We start from the raw sequence: 15,822 nt of genomic DNA, 5'->3' as shown, positions 1-15,822 counted from the left end.
ATCGCGAGCCGGCGCCCGCCCTCGTCAGGCTTTTTCGGCTCGGGTCATCAGGTAGTCCTGGTGGACGACGTTCTGATCGAAGTAGAGACGGGCCAGTGCGTCGAACTCTTTGCGGAACGCGTCGAGCCTCGCGGGATCCCCCGCCAGCGTTTGCACCACCCGGAGCACCGGCCCTGCATTCCGTTCGACGAACGCGCGAAAGTGCGCGGGGCCTAACGTCGGGAACGCCAGCCGGCCTGTATCGAACGTCAGATTGCGGACGGCGGCGCCGAGACGTTGCCGGACGATCTCGGGGTTCCCCCACTGCGGTGGCGGCGAGACCTCAATCGGCGGCGGCGGGAGATACTGGGCGACGAGCGCAAACATCTTTCCCGTAAACAGCTCGGGGGGCCACGTCGAGAACGCAATCGTGCCGCCGGCCTTCAGCACGCGCAGCATCTCCCGGGTCGCGATCTCGGGTCTTGGCGCAAACATGTGACCGAACTGGCTCACCACGACGTCGAACACGCCATCCTCGAACGGGAGCGCCTCTGCGTCACCTTCCTGCCAGGTGACCGTGACGCCCACGGTCGCGGCATTGTCCTTGGCCCGAGCCAGCAGCTCAGGCGTCAGGTCCAATCCGGTCACCACCGCCCCTTTGTTGGCCGCGGTGATGGCGACGACACCCGTCCCGCATCCCACGTCCAAGACCCGCTGGCCGGACCGGATTCCGGCGAAGTGCACGAGTTGCGCCGCCGGCGCCGTCGTCAGCAGCTCAAACGGAATGAAACTCGCCCACGACTGCTTCTGGCTTTCCTTGAACTTCGCCAACGCATCCATCCTCGGCTCTCCCTTCTCACAGGCTGATCGCCCCGACCACCCTACATGCTCGCATCACAGAGATGACACTTTGAGCGCCAGTGTCCAACCTCGCTGCACGGTTGTCAATGACCAGCTTGAGCCGATCCGACCCTATCGCTATGTGAACTTCCGCGGCAGTACCCAAACGAAGCTGATCAGGTGTAGTCGGCAGTGGTAAGGCGGGACAGACATCAATAATAGGACAGGAGTGGCTTGAAACACCAGGTCACAGCGGAGGACTCAATCGGCGGCATGGCGTGGACGAAGCAACGGCATAGGCCCTTGCAAAGCACGGACGATCAGTGATCGACTCCCATGTATGCGGTGAAGAGTTCTTCCATAATGGACTGTCCTGCTTGCGACCGGACAAATGCAACAAAAGCCTCCGCCGTAGAGTTCGATCCTCTCCGCGAGACGAGAAAGACCGGTCGGCGCAAGGCATATCGACCATCCTTCACGGTGTGGTCAGCGGGCTCAGTGCCGTCAATGGTCAGCACGGCGACTCCCACCCCGTACTTGACCGCCTCCAACGCGACGCCGAGTGACACATAGGACATCGCCGATACATCGCCTGCCACCGTGCTGATCGCGTCTTGGTCGGAGTGGACGATCTTCCGTGCTTTCGACCTCTCACCTCGAATGCCAAGAGCCTCTTCAATACGATGGCGGATGTGCTCGCTGTGAGGACGATCGACAAGGGCAAGTGGGGTGTTCGAACCTCCCACTTCAGACCACCGCGTCGTCTTGCGCGAAAGAATCGCTGCCAGTTGCCCTGTGGAGACATCTTTGACCGGATTGCCGAAGTTGACGATGAAGGCGATGCCGTCCCAAGCCACGGGGGTCGCGTGCAATGGCGGCACCTCTTCCCCCGTCACGGCAAAATCCACCTCGCCGGCGGTCACCATCTGAATGGGCCTCGACGATCTATCCCAACGAATCTCAATGGCCGTTCCCGGATGCCCTTTCTCAAACGCGAGAGCCAGCCGTTCAATTGCGGGAAGCTCGGGGCCGTTGCCTGCAATAACGAGCAAGCCGGCGATGGCGTTCGTCGAGAGCAGCCATAAGCCGATTGTCACGAGGTGGATGGTCGCCATTCTGATGCACATGTCGTCTCTCGATCGGGTCATCCACGCAGTGCCTGCCGGATCACGTCACGCCAAGACAGGAGACCAGAATGGTGTGATCGGGTCGCGGTGCGCCTGTCAGGCAAAGAGATGCTCCAGCGCGTGGCCTTCTTCTGTATCACCCCGTATGACGGCAAAAGGGCCGGCGGGGACATAGAACGATTCGAGCGCACATGCGATCAGGTTCGCGGCCGCCCTCGTCGTGGTCTCAATCTGGACATACCGCTCTTGCTCACGCACGGCCCATGTGACGGCATGAGCGGGAAGTCGGTCGAGCCAGTCCTCTACCTTCAAGTGGGTAATCGCCTCGGGGATGTTCACGAGAAAGACTTTGGAAGTCATCGCAGCTCCTTGTGTCTTGCTCCCTTGGCGGTGTGACGGCACGGGATTACTGACTGCCTTCCCTCCCTGCTTGGGGTGCACGCGGCATGTCACGGGTGCCGGCCCCGGCCGGAGGCGCGTCCGGGTTAGACGATATACTGGGATCGCGGTTCGGCGGTGCGACCGATGCACGTGGATCGGCGTCCCCCTCCTGCCGGTGTTGCATGCCCGGATCCATACGGGATGGCGGGGCTTCCGCCTCGGCCGGCACGGGCCCGCGCTCGGGGGCCATACTGCGGCCTTGTCCGCCGGCGACCTGTCGTGTCTCGGCCCGCACGAGGCCGTCGGCCGGCGTGATTTCGATCGGCAGCAGCGCTACGATGACAAGAGCCCAGAGAGGAATTCTCATGGTACACCTCGAGACATTGAGGTCGTTTGTCTTTCGGTCGCATCAGATCGACCCCGCTTTCCACGACGACCGCGGCGGCATTTCGGCAACAGCCGGCTGCGGCGAAACGGCCTTGAGACGGCGTGTCTCCGAACGCTCATCAGACGGGCTCGACTCGTGTCCGTCGGGCTTTCGGCCCGCCCTCCTCCACCCACCGTCCAGCAGCCGGAAAGTTGCGTCTGCCATTCCAATCAGCGCGGTGATCAGAAGAAACCACGTTCCCAGCACCATCACAGGCATCAGAACGACGAATGCCGTGAGGGTGATGATCACTGCGAGCACGATGTCCATCCTGCACCTTCCGACGTGCATCATGGAGCGGCGGGGCGGGAATCAGCGCTAATACGTCCCTCGGGGACGTGCTCGACTCTTGATCGGATCCTGCGGCGCTTTTCGATTGGCCTCGATCCCCGCATCGATCACGTCACCACAGATCAAGCAGTGCCAACCGGGAAACACCGAGGACGAGCCTCCCGCATCCTCCATCTCCATCCTCACCATCAGGCCCTGACAGCGTCCGCAGCTCATCTGCCCGCTCCTGGTTCGGCCGCCTCGGCGGTTCGGCATTCATCCCTCTCTTTCAACGGCAGGTGATGGATCGCCTCCGCTCTTCTCATTTGAGTCCGAACCGGCAGCAAGCGACACTGATCCTCTGCCCTTGCGTGCGAACCAGCTCATCTTGACGACGCCCGATCTCCCGTTCACGACGGAACGCCCGCCGGCACACGGCCGGGCCATCTCCATCCAGTCAAACCCGTTCAGGCCTCCACTGCGGCCGCCTTGGGGTGGGCCCCAAGGTTCTTGTACCCATAACGGTCGGCCAAGTACTCTTTCGCCTCGTCGCTGATGTACTCGGTGAACTTGTACCGGTCATCTTCGACAGCCTTCGCATCTTCCATCACCTTGTCGGTTGGGATGGCATATTCAATGTTGCAGGAAGTGTAAGCCTGGATATAGGTGGGGCCCACCTCTCGGGCGACCAAGACGGCCTTCTTGATCACATTTTCCACTCGGCGTGGATTGTTCGGCACGACGGTGGCGACATAGGCGCAGCCGGCTAGCTTCGCCATGCCCACCATGTCCATCTTCTCGAACTTCTTGCCGAGTGGGGCCATCTTGAGGACGGCTCCACGCGTCGTCATGCCGCTCTCTTGTCCGCCCGTGTTGCCGTAGACTTCATTGTCCAGCATGATCGTCGTGAACCGCTCCTTGCGGAACCACGAATGGAGCACGCAGGAGAAGCCGATGTCGGCCAGACCGCCGTCCCCGGCGATGACGACGACATCCTTCGGTCTGTCGCCGAACCGCAGCCGCAGGGCACGGGACAGTCCGCTGGCCACCCCGTTGGTATCGCCATAGTTTCCATAGACAAAGGGGATGGCCGCTTGGGAAATAGCGAGCCGGCCGCAGCCGGCGGTGCCGACCGTAATGGTATCTTCCGGGTTCGGGAACGCGATGATTGCCAACCGAATGAACAAGGTCATTGCGCACCCCGCACACATCGGGTGTTCTTCGATGATTTCCTTAAAGGTGCCGACTTGCGAGACCGACACCTTCTTCCCGAACGGGCCATGCTCCACCATGTCCCGATATTCCTTCGGCATGAATCGCTCGAGCCCGGGCGTAAACTTCACGTAATCAAGACTCATCGGATGTCCTCCCTTCGAGCAACAGATCTCTCTTTTCCTCGTTCCAGTCAGCCCCCGCACCGCTCGCGCGAGCGCGTATCATCCACGTCCCGTGAACACCTTGCGGTGAACGCCGAGCGTCGTCTTGATCTCTTCCACGATGATTTCGGGCGGCATGGTCATGCCCCCGCAGACATGCGGGCCGGCGATCACGCGCTCACTGTTGGGAATCGAGGCTTTGATCTCGCGCGCCATCCAGCCGATGACGTTAAACTCCGGCACGATGATGTGCTTGGCGTGCCGAGTGGCCTCCCGAATCTCATCTCCTGGCCACGGGCGCAGGGTTTTGACCTTCACAAGGCCAACCCGAATCCCCTCTTCATCGAGAAGACGAATCGCCTCGCGCCCCTGAGAGACCGCGGTGCCAGACGTGACGATCAGGATCTCGGCGTCTACGTTTTCTGTCTCGATCAATCCGTCCAGCCATTTGATGCAATGCTTGCGCGAGCGTTCGACCGCCGCCCACACTTCTTGCTGCCAACTGGCGTGCGTCGCATAGCTGATGTAATTGCTCTTCATCACGAAGGGGTCACGCATCATCCGAATCGGCGGGCACTCCATATCCATGCATGGTACCGGCGACCGGTATGGGTCATACGGCGGCAAACACATGTCGGCGGGAGTCAAGTTGACCACGTCTTTGGTATGCGTGACGAAGAACCCGTCGCAGCAGAGCGCCAGCGGCAAATGCACGTCCGGCTCCTCCGACACCATGTAGCCCTTGAGGATCCAATCGTAAAAATCCTGTGCGGTCTCCGCGTGCCACACCAGCATGCCGGTGTGAAGCAGATAGGATATTTCAATCGTATCCGGCTGAATGGAGAGCGGTGAATTAATCCCTCGGCACGTCACGATCATTTGGATCGGCAACCTGGCGCCCGCCCACATGGGAAAGTTTTCCATCGCCCGCATGGTTCCGGGCCCCGCCGTCGTGGTAAAGACACGCGCCCCGCCGAACGCGGCGCCGGCGCATTGCGACATCACCGCAAATTCGCTTTCACCACGGAAGTACTCGCCGATGTATCCTTCCGCGAACAGTTCACCGATCAACGCCGCCGCTTCACTCTGCGGCGTAATCGGATAGGCGATCATGACGTCGACGCTGGCGCGGCGGATGGCCTCTTTAATGACTTCACTGCCGGTAAAGAATGACGGCGTACGCGGCGCGTCGTTCATCATCACGGCCGTATCCGTGAAGACCTGCCCCTTTTTATTTTTCGTTCCGATGATTGGTGTCGTCTCCATCTCCGCGGCCCTCCTCAAAGGTTGGCATGCGTTCTCAATCGTTTCCCCGATGGGACTCGCACGGCTGGTCCAATGGCCCACCGCGCACCGAACACATCGTCCGATGACACGGAGCAAGACGCGAAACGGGTAGCCGGTCGCACAGGGTAGGGACGAGTCGTCGTCCACACACGAACGTCGCGACACGACCGTTGGCTTATGGCGTGGAAGCGGCGGAGACTAGGGAATCACACGCGCGGAGAGAGAGGAGACGCGCGGGGGATAGGAAAGTCGTCGGAGCTCACAACGTCATACGGCATGCTACGCCCACCAGGCAGCCGCGTCAAGCTGTATTCCTGTGCCGCCTCGTCCTGGAGCGGCGGCTCCCACGGCCCTCCGCTCTAATGCCCCGACCACCCAGGCATGACGGAGACGGTAATGGATACGGCAATCAAGATGATGATGATCCACTCGAGGACCTCCATCCGGCGCGTCGCAGCGCGACCCGCCATTTTCCCGTAGATGCTGTCGAGCGTGTCGAGTTTTCGGAGAATGCCCGCGTCCCACGCCTGAAGATGGAATCGTTCGGACGCCAGGCGGTAGACCCGCGCAAGGTATTGATCGCCGATGAGTTTCAGCGTATTGGTGACCCGTTCAAAGATAATGGCACCGTCGACTTGGAGTTGCGCGATCTGCCGCAGGTCCGCTTCCAGCGCCCCGGGCGTTCTGAATCGGCGTCCCATGCGTTTCGATAAGAGGTCGTACGCCTGGTCCAGCGCCTCATCCAACTGCTGGTCGAGATACCGCATTTCCAACAGTTCCACGTTGGCAAATTCCAGGACCGCCTGCACGTCTTCCATGCCGTTGCCCAACAGCAACGCCGCGTTCCAGTCAATGATGGCTGCATCGTTCTTGCCGAACGACAGCCGCGATGAGGTTGCCTCCCGTACTTGCTGTTCCGACAAGGCCTTCTCTTCCGACCGCAGCACACGCGCCATGTCGTCCGAGTACGGCAGCAACTCCGGCGGCGGAGCGCTATCGATGTGATAAATGACGTAGTCCTCCACATACGGCGAGATTTTCGGCTTTTCGACCATCCCTTCTAGGGCAGTTTGTATGTCTTGTACGTGCCGGTGGGAGTCGGCCAACAGAAGCGGATTCTCGTACAGGACCTGGCTCAAGGCGAATAAACGCTCGAACGGCCCGTCCATCGCAATACGGTACGTCACGGATACCGCGCCGAAATCGTAAATCCCGACATCGACCCTGGCATCCGTGCGAAACTCGCCGAGCATCAGCGGCTCCGCTCCTTGGGTCACGCGCAAGGGGGCGGGGCGATAATCAAAATAGTGCGGGGCGCGCCGCTTGTGATGAATCCGACTTCGCTGCTTGATCGCCGTCATGTGCCGTTCTGCCTGGTCGAGATTGATGGAGAGACCGATGTCGTAAGCGAAGAGGACGTAACACGTCCCCTTCGTCACCGTCATGGCAGATGTTGCTGGCACAGGGCTTGTATTGCATTCCGTCAACATGGGTGCCCCTCTCGTAGTCGCGTTCCTTTTTCCCGCCGGTATGGCACCGTTTAAGCCGCGTGCAGCGGCTTCGTGCCGTACTCCCCCGGTGTTTCGCCACCAGTTCCCTGGCGACCATTGAGACGCCGCTGCTCTGCGTTGCTCTCCGTCGCCATGCTAAAGACCAACAGCCACACGAGGAGCACCATGCACGCGATGCCGAACACGATCACCATGGTTCGATCTCCTTGACTTCCCGCGCTGAGCGACCATGCAACCCTAATGGTCTCTACGCCGCGTTCTTTTCCACAGCTTCCTTTAGAACGTCCGCCTCGAGAACGTCCCCCTCGAGTTCAGTCGTCGGCGAGCCGGGATCGAGACTGGCCTTCAAAATGACCAGCACGAGCATCGCCAGCATCATCACCCCGGTCATCATTATTCCCCATGGCGCCATGAGCAGACTCCTTTCCCTTTTTCATTTGGTCCGAGCCATTCCCCCGTACCGCGGCACTTGACCTGAGCGTGTTGGACTGCCAGTTTCCTCATCCCTCGCCCGCTCCAGTCCACCACCGAAGCGCACGGACGGAGGCCTTTTCACACGAAGAACGGCTTGGCTCGTCTGTGAACCCGACGGAGGAGCGATCCGGGGTCGAAGTCAGGCGCGCTGGAGTAATGAGGCGCAGGAGATCAGGACGTGAGGTGCTGCAATCAGCCTACAGGTCGAAATACCCCGTGTCAAAGGGCTCTACACATGAAGCCCCGCAGGTGAGTGATTCTGTTGATATTTAAATTTTTCGCCTGGTGCGACGGTCGGGACCGGGGAGGCGGGCTAGGGGCGACTGGGAGAGCGAAGGGATTTGGCTCGTTCCAGCTCTTGCTTCAGCTTGGCGTTGTCTCGTTCCAGCTCCATCATCCGCAGCTCGCGCCCGACGACCATGTCGTGGAAGGATTCGAGCTCCGCGATCTTCTCCTGCAGCTCTTCGTTGGCACGCTCCAGCGCCTTGGTCCGCTCCTGAACCCGTCGTTCCAGCTCCTCGTTGAGTTGCCGGATCTCTTCCTCGGCCCGTTTGCGTTCGGTGATGTCACGCAAGATCGCCGTAAACGTGATCGTGTGATCCTGCACCAGCTTGGAAATGGACGCCTCGGCGGGGAATTCTGTGCCATCCTTTCGTCGGCCATAAATCTCCCGGCGTTCGCCCATCCGTCGAGCCGTTTCAGGCGATTGCGCGAAGCCGGCCACATGGGCGCCGTGCTGGTCTGCAAAGCGGTCGGGGAGGAGCAGGGTCAGCGGTCGCCCCATGACTTCATCGCTGCGGTAGCCGAAGATTTTCTCCGCACCCTGGTTGAAGAGCGTGATGTGCTGCTGCTGGTCGACGGCGATGATCGCGTCCTGCGCGATGTCCAGGATACCCGACAATCGGGCTTCGCTCGCCTGGAGCGCTTCCTGCGCCTGCTTCCGTTCGGTCACATCCCGAATCGCGCTCGTAATGAACACGCCATCGGCCGTGGTGAAGGGACTGAGACTGATTTCAACCGGAAACTCAGTGCCGTCCTTTTTCACCCCGAAGAGGTCCAATCCGCTCCCCATCGGTCGAACGGCGGGATCGGCAAGATAGCCGGTCCGATGGCTTCGGTGCTGCTGATGAAAGCGGCCGGGGATCAACATCTCCACGGGTTGCCCCAACAGCTCCTCCCGCGGATATCCGAACAGCGTTTCCGTCCGAGAATTGACGAGGACGATGCGCCCCTCATGATCGACGATGACCATCGCATCCGGTGCGGATTCCAGGAGGGCGCGAAACTGCTCTTCGCTCTGCTTTGGGTTTGGTTTTGGCGTCGGCGCGGTGCCTTCGTTCGTCATGTTTCCCCTTCGAGCTCAGGCGAGGCGCCGACTATTCGGAAAGGCCAGACCGGCGGTCTGTAGGATCAACTATTACATACCGCCCCACCCGTCGCAAGAGGGAGAAATGCCGGCCGGCTGCACGCTCCGCCGCTCTGGCCGTTGGAAGGAACCGCGCCCAACGAGGGACTCAGCGGCTACCCCGTTCGGCCGGCTCCTGTCGGAGCATGAATGTCGGAGGGAATTGGACGGAAGCAGGAATCGCACGGACCGACCTGTCATGCGAGCCGGATGAGGATGAGCCGAACGTGGGGGTGTGATCGATGAAATAGTGCCTTCCGCGGCTGATCGCGCGCACCGCAGGCACGAGATGGTCGGCCAACAGCCTCTTATCGAGGTGCCCGCTGGCACCAGCTTCCCGCCATCGTGAGGATGAGACGACGGGGGAAAGGGAAAGGACCAGGATCGGAATCCCCAGGCGATCCTTCAAGACTTTGACCGTCTGCCGCTTGGTCGTGTTCGGGAACCGCAGATCGAGAATGAGCAGATCCACGCCACACACGGCGGCCTTCTCGAGCAGGTCTTCCGAGCCGGCGGCGACCACCGCCGTGCTGAGATCCGTGCCTTCGACGAGGAGCTCCGTCACGGCTGCGCGAAGCCGCGGCAATGCGCTGGCAAGGAGGACTCGAATCACCGGCGCCCCGTTTGCCGCATGGCTCCGGACGGAGGCGCCGGTCCCGCCCCGAGCCGGTGATGATCGCATCAGCCTGACCTCCGCTCAGCCTGACCTCCGCCTCGCCTTCGCGCCGGCTCTCCGCCGCGCGCAGAGAGCCGACGCGGTTCAGGGGTGGAGGCGCCTCTCCCCGGAGGATGAGAGAGAGGCTGTTCCTCCGGCACGTGGATCGGCCCCCACCCGTTTCCACACCGCGGCGACGGCCCTCCGCCTTCGTCCGTATCCTGAACACGAACGCATCGCGTTCGACGAAACTACGGCTCAGCCCGGCCGATCGTCACTTCACAAAGGACACCGATCCCGCCTTGCTGCTCTTGTGAAGAGGGCAGAAGAAGACGATCGTCTCCGAATAGTCTTGGCGGGCCTTGAAGCCCCCGTCGCTCAGACGAATGCGAGACACCGTGCCAGGTTCGACCGTCACCCGAACCGGGGCCGTGTACTGCACCACGGTATCGGCCGGCACCATGGATTCGACCGGCGTGATGACCCGCTCATGCGTCACCAACCGCAGTTGTGGCATGACGAAGGCATGCGCCGTATCGGTCGGATTCTCCAAGACGAGCACGATGTCTTCCTTGGGCACCTGCGAGAGGTCGATCACGTCGCTGACCGGCTCCCAGATGGGATGGTCCGTCGACGGGGACCGCGCCACGAACCGATACTCGGCGCCGGTGGCGTTGGGGAGTGGAGCCGCCGACACCAGGAACACCCCCGCCGCGACCCACAGCACTAACCGTCTGGCAATCGCATCCATAGGTTCTCCATCAAGGCTCATGACTGAACGCCCCATCGCCCCAGTGCCCCTCCATCACATCACGTAGATGGCGCCGGATTGATGAACGTCCTTGTGGATGGTGCAGAAGAAGCGAAAGGCCTTGCCCACCGACTTGGACGCTAGGAGCTCCCCGGCATGGATCCGGATGTGCTTCCGTTCGCCCGGCTTCACCGTGACGGTCACCGGCTCTACGTAGGGAATCCGGATCGGCTCCGGGATGTCCACGGACTGCTCGGGTGTGCGCACGTGTTCCCGGGTGATACGCTGCACGCCGGGCATCACGAAGGCATGCTCCGTGTTCGTCGGATTGTCCAGCACGAAGGTCAGGTGCTCGTCAGGATCCAAAGACCGCTCCAGCAGCACCGTGTCGGTATGCCAGACCGACCGATCGCCTTCGAACTCCCGGGCGACGAAGTGCACGTCCTTCCCCCAAGACAGATCAGCGCCGGCAAAGAACAGGAACCCCGCGATCGCGGGCAGGATACGCATCGCTCTGTACATGACTCCCTCCCGTCTGCTCTGTGACTTCGTGGTCATAGCCAGCCAAGGGTCGGGCTGGCTTTTGTCACGTAGGAAGTCAGCAAGGGCGGTGCCATGCGGCCGGTTCGACGCTGATTACCGGAGCGGCCCGGATCTCTCAGCAGGACAAGCACTTACGCGCGGACGACTCACCAGGGGAGAAAGAAAGGATCAGGGATGCCCGGCGGTCACCGGGAAATAAAACGGTGACCATGAAGGATCACGGTCATGATGCAGCCGGCGGGGCTTTCACAGGCCCTCTCATGTCGAGGGCCTGCGATTCGAGGGCCTGCCGATGGCCGACTCGTGCAAGGGATCCAGCCGAGTGAGACGGCACCACCATGCCCCATCAACCGGGAGTCGCGCGAGAAGGTTTCTTGAGGCCCAGCTTGCGAAGCTTGCTGCGCAAGGTCTCAGGGTTGAGGCCCAATTGAGCCGCCGCGCCGTCCGGCCCGTAGATGCGCCAGCCGGTTCTTTCGAGGACCGAGAGAATGTGCTCATACTCGATCTGCTGCAACGTGGTCCGCCCGATTCCCGGTGACAGGTCAGCGGTCGGCTGGGTTTTCGGGAACAGCCCGTCATCGATCTCGACCGTCTCGCCGGTCGTGAGGATGACCGCGCGCTCGATGAGATTCTGGAGCTCGCGCACGTTGCCCGGCCAACTGTACCGCATGAGCCGGTCGAGCGACGGACGGCTCAACTGCAACTCACGCCGTTTCAACCTGGCGGCCGCCTGCGACAGGAAATGGTCCGCGAGCAGAGGAATGTCCTCTCGCCGTTCGCGCAGCGGGGGGATGACGACCGGGAAAACGTGCAACCGGTAAAAGAGATCGGATCGAAACGTCCCTTTCTTGATCGCTTCGCCGAGGTCGGCGTTGGTCGCGGCCACGATCCTCACGTCCACGGACACCGAGGTCGTCCCGCCGATGCGATCGACCATGCCGTCCTGCAAGACACGGAGGAGCTTCGCTTGCGCCTCTAACGGCATTTCGCCGATCTCGTCCAAAAACAATGTGCCCCCGTGCGCCAACTCAAAGCGCCCCGGACGCTGGGAGCTTGCGCCCGTAAACGCTCCGCGCTCATGCCCGAACAGCTCGCTCTCCACGAGCCCGCTCGGAAGCGCCGCGCAATTCACCCGGATGAACGGCTTGTGACGGCGCGGGCTCAGATCGTGGACCGCGCGCGCCAGCAGCTCCTTGCCGGTACCGGTCTCGCCCAGCAGGAGCACGCTGGTGGGAGTCGGCGCCACGGCGCGGATGAGATCCAGGACATGCTGGAAGCCTTGGGATCGACCGACCAGGGCCCCCATGTTCCGGCTGACCCGGACTTCCTCCGCCAAGTATTCGTTCTCGCGGCTGAGCTGCTCGCTCAAGCGCTTGATGTGCTCGTACGCCCGCACGTGGGCGATCGCGTACGCGATTTGCGTCGCCACCTGTTGCAGGAACTTGAGATCCTCGGGATCCGGCTCTCCCGTCTCTCGGCTGCCGATGTTCAGCGTGCCGAGACACTCGTCTTGGACGAGCAAGGGGAAGTTGATCATGCGTCCCAAGCCTTCTTCCAAATAAAACTTGTCCTCGAGGAAGACTTGCTCTTGATGCAAATTGGGGCGGACGTGGAGCTGCTTCCGATCGTAGACCCAGCCCATGGCGCTCCCGACCCGCGGGATGATGGTCTCCCGGCTCAACGCGGGCCGCTCCACGTTCGTCACCACGGCATAGAAGCGAAAGCCGTCGTGAACCGGATCATAGAGCAGGATGCCCGCGCGGTCCCACGGGACGACGCGCTGGATCTGGCGGGTGATCGCCTTCCACAGACCTTCGGAGTCACGCTGCAAGTTCAGCACGTTCGTGACTTCGAGAAGCACCTCATAGTTCAGCTCTGCCTTGGTCATGATGACGACCCTACTCTCACGTGATGGAACGCCTTCTCGTTGAACCGTGACGGGTTCGTGATCCACCGTTGGATTTCGCGGTTTCTCGGCGGGACCGCTCGATCGCCCGGTCCTGCTCGCCTCGACGATTCAACCACTCCTTGTATTCACGCCGACTTCGACGCCTCGATCGGCCGCGTGTCGAGTTTCACGCCTGGCACCCCCATTGCTGATTCCGTGGAGCACCAGAGCCAGGTGAATGCCTGGCCTCACGTTATCATACAGGAGGCCTCTCTCATGCCGAGGTTCACACTGTCCGCGCTGGTCACGATCCCGTGTCTGCTGTCGTCCGGTTGTCTGGGAGTAGAGTGGCCGGTCGACGAGCTCGACCGGAACAAAGCCGTGCACTTCGTCGCCCGCGATTTCCAGGGCGCTGACTCGGTCTGGCACACCGACACCATCCTCCTCGAGCGGTCCGTGGATCCTGAAGAGGGGTTGGTGTTCGTGCTCGACAACCCGACGGAGACGGTACATACGTTCGTCATGCCCGACGTGCAGCGCATCGTCCGCGAGCGTGTCCTGCGGCCCGAGCAGTCGGTCGACATCCCGGAGCCCATCCGAGTCGCCTACGTCGAGCCGCTGATCGTCACCATCAACCCCGGCGAGCGTAAGCAGGTCCGCGTGCACGCCGTGGACCTGTTCGCTCGGAGGTCGGTGGGCAGGGCGTTTAGGTACTTCTGCTCGATCCATAAAGACATCCATCTCGCACGACCGTTGTACGTCCTCTGATCCGCGCGGCCTCACTGGACTATCGCATGCCCTCGCCAGAGGCCGCAAGCTGAGCACGGCTCCATCGCGCGGGCCGTGGTGTGACGGCGGTCGCCAACGAACCCCTCAAGAAGGAACACCGCTCCCAGGCCGGCGAAACCGGGCACCCGCCCGTGCACACAGAGGGTCTCGTCGGCCTTCCCGGGATCACCCCATGCCGCATGGACTGCCTACGTCGCCTCGCTTGCTGGTTCGGCTTCCGAGAGGGTCTCGGCGGGAAGGCCCTGAGAGAGCGACGCGATCCCCGTCGTGGCCACGGTTGGGACACCCGCCGGACTGTCAATGAGGCCATGCATCGCGGTGACGGCAAAAGTCGAGAGGCTCGAAGCACACGGGGGCCGCCGCCAGCCGCGACGACCCCCGACTTCGCGCCCTGGCGCAGGCCCGGACAGGATCACATGACGTACAGAGAGCCGGATTGATGGACGTCCTTGTGAATCGTGCAGAAGAAACGAAAGGCTTTGCCCGTCGACTTGGCCGCGAGGAGATCCGTCACATGGATCCGGATGTGCTTACGCTCACCCGGTTTCACCGTCACGGTCAACGGCTCCACATAAGGGATCCGGATTGCCTCCGGAATGTCGACCGACTGCTCGGGGGTGAGCACCTGCTCACGGACGATCCGCTCGACTCCCGGCATGACGAAGGCGTGCTCCGTCTGGGTCGGGTTCTCCAGGATGAACGTGAGGTCCTCCGTCGCGTCGACGGCACGGTCCAATAGCACCGTATCGGTGTGCCAGACGGAGCGATCCCCTTCGAACTCCCGGGCCACGAAGTGCACGTCCTTCCCCCAGGACAGCTCGCCGGCGCTGAAGAGCACCAGCCCGGTGAGGGCGGCAACTACGCACGTAGATCTCTGCATGAATGCCTCCTTAGGTGTGAGACCGGCATGGGAACGTCCGCCGGCTGTATGCCGGCTGGGTGAGCAAGGGCAGTGCCAGGAGGCCGCGCCCGCACCATCCGTGTAAGGCAGCCATAAGCTGCAGTGGGACAAGTCATTGTGATCCGGCAGGGACAGATGAAGATCGGAAGGATCAGAGGAGGGAGGCGCTCACCGGGAAATACAACGGTGGACCACGAAGGATCACGACACCGTCAGGGCTTATCGAGGCGGCGGGTTGCTGTCGGGGTAAAGCCGGTACTCGGAGGGTCGTGCTTCGCCGGGTTGGGAGCGGACCGTGGGGGGCACCTCGAGAAGAGACGGGTTTGCAAGGGCGGAGCGCCCCGATTGCTCGAGTGCTCCGTGGAGGATGTCGCGCAGCGTTTCCGCCCGAACCGGCTTGTGCAGAACGGCATGCGCGCCCAGACGGACGCCGGTTTCCTCCAGGACTCGGTCTCCATAGGCCGACACCAAGATGAACGGAACCCGGCGCTGTAACAACCGGCCGGCTATCAAGAGGCCCAATCCGTCGAGCCCAGGCAGCTTGACGTCCGAGACGATCGCGTCGTACTGATGCTCCGTCAGCGCAACCAGGGCCGTCTCCGCCGACGACACGACATCGATCACGCTCCCCGGCCACTCCTGCGCCAGCACGGCTTCATACGCCATCGCCGTCGGGTGATGATCTTCAACGATTAACAGCCGCACGTACCTCTCCATTGCCATAGCTGAGGACCATGCTTCTTTTACAGAAAAAACCCGTTGAGTCCGTTTGGTCCGTTACGTCCGTGAACGGAACGAAGACGCCATTCCCTTTGGGCTTGGCGCGTGTGATGCTGGTGACCCCGAACGGGCCGGGGCAGGAGCCCTGCCCCGGCCGCTGCTGCTACCGATACCACCGAGCATCAACGGGCTGGATCGACGTCGTCGTCCCGCCCGGGGTCACAAAAGCATACACCCGGTCGCCCTCCTTGACCGGTCCCATCTGTGTGCTCGGATGCAGCGTCAAGCGGGCTTCCTGCTCTTCTCCGTCCGCCTTCACGATCACCGCATCGGGCTGAACCTTCTTCACTTCTCCGTACACCGTGCCCCTGAGGACTTTCCCTTGCTGCGCGATGGGTTCGTCCTCGATCGCGCCATAGGCCGCGGACCCGAGGCTGCAGAGGGCAGTCAAGGCGAGCATTGCCGGAAGGGATGTTCTCCTCATGGTGACCTCCTTTC

20 protein-coding genes are annotated in these 15,822 nt (G+C 62.0%); 1 reads left to right on the top strand and 19 read right to left on the bottom strand.

The window, feature by feature from the left end:
- Positions 1–24 precede the first annotated feature (24 nt).
- From ACWHYV_RS02135 to ACWHYV_RS02060, 16 genes are all read right to left on the bottom strand, one after another.
- Positions 25–819, bottom strand: a complete 795-nt coding sequence (locus ACWHYV_RS02135) for a class I SAM-dependent methyltransferase (RefSeq protein WP_447979019.1) — start codon at positions 817–819, stop codon at positions 25–27.
- Positions 820–1,139: 320 nt separating this feature from the next.
- Positions 1,140–1,934, bottom strand: coding sequence for a substrate-binding domain-containing protein (locus tag ACWHYV_RS02130; RefSeq protein WP_447979018.1), 795 nt, complete (start codon positions 1,932–1,934; stop codon positions 1,140–1,142).
- A 108-nt stretch (positions 1,935–2,042) separates the two neighbouring features.
- On the bottom strand, positions 2,043–2,306 hold the full coding sequence (locus ACWHYV_RS02125; protein WP_447979017.1) for a hypothetical protein: 264 nt from the start codon (positions 2,304–2,306) through the stop codon (positions 2,043–2,045).
- 46 nt (positions 2,307–2,352) lie between these two features.
- The gene (locus ACWHYV_RS02120) at positions 2,353–2,694 is read right to left on the bottom strand and encodes a hypothetical protein (RefSeq protein WP_447979016.1); all 342 of its coding nucleotides are present in this window, start codon (positions 2,692–2,694) and stop codon (positions 2,353–2,355) included.
- A 42-nt stretch (positions 2,695–2,736) separates the two neighbouring features.
- Positions 2,737–3,024 carry a hypothetical protein gene (locus ACWHYV_RS02115; RefSeq protein WP_447979015.1) on the bottom strand — a complete coding sequence of 96 codons (288 nt, stop codon included), beginning with the start codon at positions 3,022–3,024 and terminating at the stop codon, positions 2,737–2,739.
- Between the two features lie 48 nt (positions 3,025–3,072).
- On the bottom strand, positions 3,073–3,261 hold the full coding sequence (locus ACWHYV_RS02110) for a hypothetical protein (protein ID WP_447979014.1): 189 nt from the start codon (positions 3,259–3,261) through the stop codon (positions 3,073–3,075).
- A 230-nt stretch (positions 3,262–3,491) separates the two neighbouring features.
- Entirely contained in the window at positions 3,492–4,382 is an 891-nt protein-coding gene (locus tag ACWHYV_RS02105) for a thiamine pyrophosphate-dependent enzyme (protein WP_447979013.1), read from the bottom strand.
- Between the two features lie 78 nt (positions 4,383–4,460).
- On the bottom strand, positions 4,461–5,666 hold the full coding sequence (locus tag ACWHYV_RS02100; protein ID WP_447979012.1) for a transketolase C-terminal domain-containing protein: 1,206 nt from the start codon (positions 5,664–5,666) through the stop codon (positions 4,461–4,463).
- Positions 5,667–6,046: 380 nt separating this feature from the next.
- Positions 6,047–7,132 carry a hypothetical protein gene (locus tag ACWHYV_RS02095; RefSeq protein WP_447979011.1) on the bottom strand — a complete coding sequence of 362 codons (1,086 nt, stop codon included), beginning with the start codon at positions 7,130–7,132 and terminating at the stop codon, positions 6,047–6,049.
- Positions 7,133–7,227: 95 nt separating this feature from the next.
- A complete protein-coding gene (locus ACWHYV_RS02090) occupies positions 7,228–7,392 on the bottom strand; it encodes a hypothetical protein (protein WP_447979010.1) in 165 nt (54 codons plus the stop codon).
- 53 nt (positions 7,393–7,445) lie between these two features.
- Positions 7,446–7,610 carry a hypothetical protein gene (locus ACWHYV_RS02085; protein WP_447979009.1) on the bottom strand — a complete coding sequence of 55 codons (165 nt, stop codon included), beginning with the start codon at positions 7,608–7,610 and terminating at the stop codon, positions 7,446–7,448.
- 375 nt (positions 7,611–7,985) lie between these two features.
- Positions 7,986–9,017: a PAS domain S-box protein gene (locus tag ACWHYV_RS02080; RefSeq protein ID WP_447979008.1), complete on the bottom strand. Its 1,032-nt coding sequence runs from the start codon at positions 9,015–9,017 to the stop codon at positions 7,986–7,988.
- 169 nt (positions 9,018–9,186) lie between these two features.
- Complete coding sequence (locus ACWHYV_RS02075; protein WP_447979007.1) at positions 9,187–9,759, bottom strand: hypothetical protein; 573 nt, start codon at positions 9,757–9,759, stop codon at positions 9,187–9,189.
- A gap of 247 nt (positions 9,760–10,006) precedes the next feature.
- Entirely contained in the window at positions 10,007–10,483 is a 477-nt protein-coding gene (locus tag ACWHYV_RS02070) for a hypothetical protein (protein WP_447979006.1), read from the bottom strand.
- Between the two features lie 54 nt (positions 10,484–10,537).
- On the bottom strand, positions 10,538–11,005 hold the full coding sequence (locus ACWHYV_RS02065) for a hypothetical protein (RefSeq protein WP_447979005.1): 468 nt from the start codon (positions 11,003–11,005) through the stop codon (positions 10,538–10,540).
- A 367-nt stretch (positions 11,006–11,372) separates the two neighbouring features.
- A complete protein-coding gene (locus ACWHYV_RS02060; RefSeq protein WP_447979004.1) occupies positions 11,373–12,914 on the bottom strand; it encodes a sigma 54-interacting transcriptional regulator in 1,542 nt (513 codons plus the stop codon).
- Positions 12,915–13,190: 276 nt separating this feature from the next.
- Between ACWHYV_RS02060 and ACWHYV_RS02055 the strand changes: the two genes are divergently transcribed.
- Positions 13,191–13,682, top strand: a complete 492-nt coding sequence (locus tag ACWHYV_RS02055) for a hypothetical protein (protein ID WP_447979003.1) — start codon at positions 13,191–13,193, stop codon at positions 13,680–13,682.
- A 433-nt stretch (positions 13,683–14,115) separates the two neighbouring features.
- Here the strand turns inward: ACWHYV_RS02055 and ACWHYV_RS02050 are convergent, their stop codons facing one another.
- The 3 genes from ACWHYV_RS02050 to ACWHYV_RS02040 form a co-directional block, all read right to left on the bottom strand.
- The gene (locus ACWHYV_RS02050; protein WP_447979002.1) at positions 14,116–14,583 is read right to left on the bottom strand and encodes a hypothetical protein; all 468 of its coding nucleotides are present in this window, start codon (positions 14,581–14,583) and stop codon (positions 14,116–14,118) included.
- A gap of 240 nt (positions 14,584–14,823) precedes the next feature.
- On the bottom strand, positions 14,824–15,309 hold the full coding sequence (locus ACWHYV_RS02045) for a response regulator (RefSeq protein ID WP_447979001.1): 486 nt from the start codon (positions 15,307–15,309) through the stop codon (positions 14,824–14,826).
- A gap of 178 nt (positions 15,310–15,487) precedes the next feature.
- Positions 15,488–15,808: a hypothetical protein gene (locus tag ACWHYV_RS02040; RefSeq protein WP_447979000.1), complete on the bottom strand. Its 321-nt coding sequence runs from the start codon at positions 15,806–15,808 to the stop codon at positions 15,488–15,490.
- Positions 15,809–15,822 lie beyond the last annotated feature (14 nt).

The sequence above is a fragment of the Candidatus Nitrospira bockiana genome (assembly GCF_965152565.1).
The sequence above is the reverse complement of the archived record's forward strand: the minus strand, read 5'-3'. Positions and strand labels throughout refer to the sequence as shown.

Bases quoted from the DNA above. Each gene is read 5' to 3' on its own strand.
- ACWHYV_RS02135 (WP_447979019.1), bottom strand. From the start codon at position 819: ATGGATGCGTTGGCGAAGTTCAAGGAAAGCCAGAAGCAGTCGTGGGCG.
- ACWHYV_RS02130 (WP_447979018.1), bottom strand. From the start codon at position 1,934: ATGGCGACCATCCACCTCGTGACAATCGGCTTATGGCTGCTCTCGACG.
- ACWHYV_RS02125 (WP_447979017.1), bottom strand. From the start codon at position 2,306: ATGACTTCCAAAGTCTTTCTCGTGAACATCCCCGAGGCGATTACCCAC.
- ACWHYV_RS02120 (WP_447979016.1), bottom strand. From the start codon at position 2,694: ATGAGAATTCCTCTCTGGGCTCTTGTCATCGTAGCGCTGCTGCCGATC.
- ACWHYV_RS02115 (WP_447979015.1), bottom strand. From the start codon at position 3,024: ATGGACATCGTGCTCGCAGTGATCATCACCCTCACGGCATTCGTCGTT.
- ACWHYV_RS02110 (WP_447979014.1), bottom strand. From the start codon at position 3,261: ATGAGCTGCGGACGCTGTCAGGGCCTGATGGTGAGGATGGAGATGGAG.
- ACWHYV_RS02105 (WP_447979013.1), bottom strand. From the start codon at position 4,382: ATGAGTCTTGATTACGTGAAGTTTACGCCCGGGCTCGAGCGATTCATG.
- ACWHYV_RS02100 (WP_447979012.1), bottom strand. From the start codon at position 5,666: ATGGAGACGACACCAATCATCGGAACGAAAAATAAAAAGGGGCAGGTC.
- ACWHYV_RS02095 (WP_447979011.1), bottom strand. From the start codon at position 7,132: ATGACGGTGACGAAGGGGACGTGTTACGTCCTCTTCGCTTACGACATC.
- ACWHYV_RS02090 (WP_447979010.1), bottom strand. From the start codon at position 7,392: ATGGTGATCGTGTTCGGCATCGCGTGCATGGTGCTCCTCGTGTGGCTG.
- ACWHYV_RS02085 (WP_447979009.1), bottom strand. From the start codon at position 7,610: ATGGCGCCATGGGGAATAATGATGACCGGGGTGATGATGCTGGCGATG.
- ACWHYV_RS02080 (WP_447979008.1), bottom strand. From the start codon at position 9,017: ATGACGAACGAAGGCACCGCGCCGACGCCAAAACCAAACCCAAAGCAG.
- ACWHYV_RS02075 (WP_447979007.1), bottom strand. From the start codon at position 9,759: ATGCGATCATCACCGGCTCGGGGCGGGACCGGCGCCTCCGTCCGGAGC.
- ACWHYV_RS02070 (WP_447979006.1), bottom strand. From the start codon at position 10,483: ATGGATGCGATTGCCAGACGGTTAGTGCTGTGGGTCGCGGCGGGGGTG.
- ACWHYV_RS02065 (WP_447979005.1), bottom strand. From the start codon at position 11,005: ATGTACAGAGCGATGCGTATCCTGCCCGCGATCGCGGGGTTCCTGTTC.
- ACWHYV_RS02060 (WP_447979004.1), bottom strand. From the start codon at position 12,914: ATGACCAAGGCAGAGCTGAACTATGAGGTGCTTCTCGAAGTCACGAAC.
- ACWHYV_RS02055 (WP_447979003.1), top strand. From the start codon at position 13,191: ATGCCGAGGTTCACACTGTCCGCGCTGGTCACGATCCCGTGTCTGCTG.
- ACWHYV_RS02050 (WP_447979002.1), bottom strand. From the start codon at position 14,583: ATGCAGAGATCTACGTGCGTAGTTGCCGCCCTCACCGGGCTGGTGCTC.
- ACWHYV_RS02040 (WP_447979000.1), bottom strand. From the start codon at position 15,808: ATGAGGAGAACATCCCTTCCGGCAATGCTCGCCTTGACTGCCCTCTGC.